Annotated in this window: 2 protein-coding genes; both read left to right on the forward strand. The window is 56.1% G+C overall.

Going from position 1 to position 6,597, the window contains the following annotated elements; all coding sequences use genetic code 11:
- Window positions 1-4,731 (forward strand): non-ribosomal peptide synthetase (locus tag VHE34_RS09980; protein ID WP_325587308.1); only part of this gene is annotated, 4,731 nt, incomplete at its 5' end.
- A 6-nt stretch (window positions 4,732-4,737) separates the two neighbouring features.
- The coding region (locus VHE34_RS09985; protein ID WP_325587310.1) for a condensation domain-containing protein at window positions 4,738-6,597 on the forward strand (1,860 nt) is incomplete at its 3' end.

Raw genomic sequence — 6,597 nt, forward strand, 5'->3', positions numbered from 1 at the left:
CTGCTTACCTACCGGCCAGCACATCGCCATCATACCCAGCAGCGGCCCGATATCCTCTTCAATTACCTCGGTCAGTTCGATACCGATCTAACCGATCCCTTCTTCGCCCTCGCACCCGAAGGCGCCCCGCACAGCCAGCACCAGGACGAGTCCCTCACCCACGGCCTGCAGCTCCTCGGCATTATCGCCCAGGGCCGGCTCCGGATCACCGTCATCTATGACCGTCACCGCTTCCCCGACAATGATATCGCGTCCTTCTGTCAAACCTATCAACATACCCTGACCCAACTCATCGACCACTGTCGCCACAAAACCGAACGACAACTCACCCCAAGCGATCTTGCCTACAAGGGTCTCTCGATACCACAACTGCACCTTCTACAACAAGAATATCATCAGCAGTCAGCCGGCAAGATCGTCAACATCTATCCACTGACCCCTACCCAAGAGGGCATCCTTTTCCATCATCTGGCCGATGAACGATCCAGCGCCTACCTCTACCAGGAAACCTATTCCCTCAGCGGCGCCGACATCGACCCCTTCCATATACAGCTCGCCATCGACCAACTCGCGGCCCGCCATGAAATGCTCCGGTGTTCGATCGACATCGACCACTTCGGTCAGTTCTTCGCGGTCATCCTCGATAAAAGGTCCATCGCCATCCGGTACGAAGACCTGACCGATCTTTCATCATCGTCCATCGATTCGCATATAAAAGACTTTACGGATACCGATCATCAGACCCGTTTCGATCTTCGCCGCGACCCACTCCTTCGCCTCGCCCTTTTCAAGATCGCCGACAGGCAATATCGCCTCGTCTGGTCCAGTCATCATATTATCCTCGACGGTTGGTGCATGAGCATCCTGTTGTCAGAATTTACCGCGCTGTATACAGCTATCGCTAACGGAACCTCCCCTGGATTGAATCCTGCACCATCCTACCTGCAATTCATCCGCTGGTTGGACGAACACCGACCCGAAGCCGGACTGGAATACTGGAAACAATACCTGTCGGGATACGACACAAAGACCCTGTTCCCAAGCCTCCCGCAGCACGATGGCGCTCAGCCTTACCAGCAGGGCTTTATCACCTTTAATTGCTCCGCCGAAGAAACAATCGGTTTGGAAAAACTTGCCGCCGATACGCAGGTCACGCTGAATACGCTGATACAGACCGCCTGGGGACTGATCGTCTCCTTTTACAGCCAAAGCAACGATATCGTTTTCGGTTCCGTCGTAGCCGGCCGCCCGGCCGCCGTTTCCGGTATAGAATCGATGGTAGGCTTGTTCATCAACACCGTGCCGGTCCGTTTCCGATTCGAAGACCAGCAAAGTATTCGAACGATCATGCAGCAGGCCCAGCAGCACATGCTCGATGGCGAGAACTTCCACCAATGTTCCCTGGCCCGTATCCAGCAACGTTCGAACGCCGGCCAGGACCTGGTTAACCACACCCTGGAATTCGCCAATTATCCCGGAGTGGAAGAAGCCGTGATGGGCGGTCTGCAGTTGACAAAACTAACCACCCGTGAACATACCAATTATCCCCTCGGTCTCACCGTCCAACCAGGACAACGATTAGCGGTCAGATTCCAGTTCAACAAGAATTATTATACCACAAAGACCATCGCACTCCTCGCCGCGAAATTGCGGCATCTCCTTCAACAGTTCCTCCATGATCCCTGGATCACCGTCCGCGGATTGGACTTTACCCCCACCGCCGAGAGAAACACCTTGCTGGGTATGGCCAAAGGAGCAATCAGGCCATTTGCCTCCACAGACGACGTCATCCAGCTTTTCCGGCGCCAGGTTCGCCAGCAACCTGCTTCCATCGCAGTCCGCGACCAACAGCAGTCCCTCACCTACGCACAGCTGGACGATTGGTCCTCCTTCCTGTGCCAGCAGATCGCCCGGCATTCACTTCCCGGAAAGGTCATAGCCGTCCATTTAGATCGCGGAGCTGCCCTCATCGCCGCATTAATCGGCGTCTGGAAAGCCGGCTGCACCTATCTGCCCATTGATCCCCATCTTCCACAGGGACGCATCGCGTATATGCTGAAAGATGCTTCCGCCAGCTGCATCCTGGCCTCCGCTCATCAGCCTTATTCGTTTGAAGCAGCCAATCTGATCCTTATCGAAACGATATTTGGACAGCTAACCCTGACAGGTGACATCGGTCGGCAGCCGCTAACTTCCAACACGGGACCAATACCCGCCTACCTCATCTATACTTCCGGTTCCACCGGTCGACCCAAGGGCGTTATCGTCCACCACGCCGGCATGGTCAACCATCTCCATTCCCGGGTTCAACGGTTTGCCCTCGCGCCCGGATCCAACGTCGCGCAAACAGCTTCGCAAAGTTTCGATATCTCCATCTGGCAAATGCTCGCCCCACTGATAGCCGGCGCAACAGTAACCGTGTACGATGCCGACGCCGTGCTGGAACCCCGTCAGCTGCTGCAGAATATTGCCCGCGACGGCATCACCGTCGTCGATATCGTTCCCACCTATTTATCCGTCCTGCTCGACGTTGCCGAAACTGAATTCGCCGATCTTCAGCTCACCGGACTACATTCGATGGCGACCATCGGCGAAGAACTAAAGCCGGCGCTTGTTCATCGGTGGCAAAAGCGATTTCCGCACGTACAGCTATTCAACACCTACGGCCCATCGGAAGCCTCCGATACGGTAACCGATTACACGATTCCCGCCGGCTTCAAGGGACCGATGGTCCCCATCGGCCGGCCCATTCCAAATACTCGCGTCTATATCGTAGATAAAAAGAACAGGCTCTGCCCTCCCGGGATGATCGGCGAGCTATGGATCGCCGGCATCGCCGTCGGCGGCGGTTACGTAGGGCTGCCGGAGAAAACGACGATGAGTTTTATCCCCGACCCTTTTTTTGAAGGAAAAGATCAGGTATACATCACCGGCGACCGCGCCCGCTGGGATGAAGACGGCCTGTTATATTTCCACGGCCGCAACGACCACCAGGTAAAGGTGAGGGGACACCGTATCGAACTCGGCGAAATTGAACGAACACTCCAACGCGTCCCCGGGATCAGCATCGCGGCGGTCACCTGCGACGCCGAAAATGGCGGAAGCCAGTTAAAGGCCTATATCCGCTGGAAACCCGGCGAGCAGAGCCCTCAACCCGCTTTGCTGTCCCAACTCCGGCAATATCTACCGGAACCGATGATCCCTGCAACCATCGTCGAGCTCGACGAATTCCCCCTCACCCCAAGCGGTAAGATCGATCGCAAAGCACTCGCTTTTCTCTATCAACAACCGCCCGCGGCCGCTGCTCCCGAGGCACATCAATGGTCACCCACCGAAGCGTTGCTGGCGGGTCTCTGGTCCGAGATACTTGGCAGTTCCCGACCGGACATCCATGCCGACTTCTTCCAAATGGCCGGCGACTCCATCCGAGCCATTCACCTGTCCATAAAAACGCATCAAAAAGGATATTCGCTCTCGATAGAAGATATATTCTCTTTTCCTCGCCTTCGCGACATGGCGGCCCGTCTCAAACCTGTCCCCGCCGGTACTCGCCAGAGCGTCAACGGAAATTCCGCAAAAGCAAGTCCCTGGCAGGAAGAACTCAGATCGGCTACCACATCCGCTCCGAAGTATTCGATGGAAATTGAATCGGAAGGCCCGGCCCTGGTTCAACAGCTGGAAAAAAGTATACGTGAAGCCGATTGTTTTTTACTTCACCTCGCTGCATCCCCGGACGGCCTCGTCTGCCGGCAATTGCCTCAGCCCAGCGAAACTTCCTTACCGGTTCTCGTTCACGATGCCGAAAAAAAGACCCTTTCCTTGTCCGTTTCCGCCGAAGTAGCCGATTCTCACACCATGTTGTTACTCCTGCGCGAAGGCACGGAACCGAAGGACCTGCGTCTCAATCCCACCGATCCGGACTTCATCGGCTGGCTGGAAAAACGCCAGCGCTCCATTCGTCGAACCCGGCTCGCCCGGGAACATGCCTACCTGCAGCGATTAATCCTATCCCTCCAACACTCCCTGCCAACACTCGACCCTGCCTCTCAAAAGGTATCCCTGCATATTCCGGTCAGCACCGCCCCTTTAACCCTCGATTGCAACGATCTTGCCCTCGCCGCTTTCGCCATGGCCATCCGCGAATGCAAAGGCATCCGTCAGCTGCCGGTCATGATCACGACGGATTACCGCCACGAAGGCCATCGAAACGCCACCGGATGCTTTTTCCACCGCTTTCCTATCCTCCTCCATCTCGCTGGTATGTCGGATCCGGCGGCACTGCTAAAAAGCATCCAAGCTTGCTTGCGAGCTTTGCCCGATCAGGGAGAGAACTGTGATCCGCGCCTCGTCAGCCGGCTCCACCCCGAAAACAATTATCCCGACTGGCTCATCACACCGTTTTTCGCGTTCCGTCGCGAAAGCGCTTTCTCCCAGTCATTGCCGGCATGCGTGCAAGGCCTAAGCAGCAACCTTCCGCAAGAGTACGGAGTCGGTGTCAGCTTTAGCATGCAATGGATCGCCCGACGGCTCGTCATCCAACTGGAAATCCATGACGACGGCTATTGCGCTTCATTGATGACCGGATTCGAACAGGCTTTCCACAGTGCGTGGAACCTGCTCACCAATCTTTCTAAGCAGGAAAGCCAGATGAGCCCGATCGCTGCACATCCCGCCGTTGATGGAATTTCAGTTGACGACTTCCAGACTATTACCGAATATCTAAATGAATAAGGGATTATGAGCACTGCCACTACCGTTCGCGATATCTATGGCCTGACCCCTTTACAGGAAGGCATCTATTTTCACAGTCTCGCCAATAAAGACTCACAGGCTTATTTTTGTCAATCCTCCTATCGCATCGAAGGCGGAATCGATGAAAGATGCGTTGCCGAAGCCCTCGAACAGTTGTTCGACCGGCACGCCATCCTGCGATCCTCCTATGTGCTGAAAAACCTTCGCAAGGTCGTACAGGTCGTGCGCGATCACCAGACCCCCGATTTTGCCTTCGAGGATCTTCGCCAGCGGGACGATGCCGAAGGGTATATGGAACGCCAACGGGTACTCGACCGCCACCGCCCCTTCGACCTCGCCCGAGATGTCCTCATGCGCGTCCGGCTCTACCAGTTGTCCAACGATCGCTTCGAATTCGTCTGGAGCCATCATCATATCCTCATGGACGGCTGGTGTACCGGCATCCTTCTGCAGGAGTTTGGCGAACTGTATGACAGCATCGCCACACAGCGCCCGCATCGCCTGCCCCCAACCGCCCCCTACCACGCCTTCATCCAATGGCTCGATTCCTGCGATAAGTCCCAGGCCGCTCAATTCTGGAAACAGCAGGTCAGCCATCTCACCCAACCATCCGGTCTGCCAACCGACAAATCCGCTAGCCCATCGACCGACAAGGCAAGTGCTCAAACTGCCTACGACAACCGGGAGGTGGCCCTTGATATCGACGCTGATCTAACCGCCCGCATCCAGGCATTTGCCGCGCAACAGCAGACAACCCTCAACACGTTACTGCAAGGTCTGTGGAGCATTCTTCTCAGTCGATACCTCCAACAGGCTGATATCGTCTTTGGTACCGTCGTTTCCGTGCGGCCGCCTTCCATTCCGGGCATCGAGACAATGGTGGGTCTGCTCATCAACACCCTGCCCGTTTGTGTACACATCGACGAAGATCAATCCATAAAACAACTTCTCACGGCAATCCAGGCAGCAGCCCTCAACTCCACGCCCTACCAATACTACCCGCTTGCCGATATTCAGGGCAGCAGCCCGCTCGGCGCCTCGCTCGTTGACCACGTTTTCGTGATGGGCAACTTCCTCGGAAAAGCAAATAGCCCCGATGGCAGTTTTCCCCTCACGGTTACTAATACCCAAAGTTTCGCTCAGGTAAATTACAATTTCTCCATCAACATCTACTGCGACGATGCGCTCCATGTTCGGTTCACATATAACGGTAACGTATATAGTGATGTATATATGAAAGGGGTGAGCAGCCAGTTCGGCTTCTTGCTGCAACAGCTGGTCAACCAGTCCGCCGATAGTCCCATCGCCAGCCTGCAACTGCTTACCCCCACCCAACAAACACAACTCCTTCACCTCGGCGAGGGGCCCCGGCTCCAATATCCCGCTCATACCCTTGCCGGGCTGTTCGCTTTACAAGTCCACCAGCGTCCCAACCAGCCTGCCCTTTCCATCCATTCCGATAACAACCAACACGATCTCTCTTATCAACAACTCGATCATCTCGCCCGCCGCCTCGCCCAAAAACTCACCGCCCTCGGCATCTCCCGCGGCGATACCATCGCCTCCCGCTGCCACCGCAGCTCCCCCGAAATGATCCTGGCCATCCTCGCCTGCAGCCATTGCGCCGCCATCTATACACCCGTCGACCCCCAACATCCCGCCGACCGCACCCGCCATATCCTCTCCGAAAGCAAGGCCCGGCTACTGCTCACCGCGCCCGATCTGGCCGACCCCGATCTTTTCCCCCGATTCCCTACTCAAATAATCGATTGGCAACACCTGCTGGCAGACGAGTACGAACCAAACAACGACACCCCCCATACCTCCGCCGGCCCAACCGCCGCC

Origin of the sequence: Puia sp., from assembly GCF_035546395.1 — a bacterium.
GTDB lineage: Bacteria > Bacteroidota > Bacteroidia > Chitinophagales > Chitinophagaceae > Puia.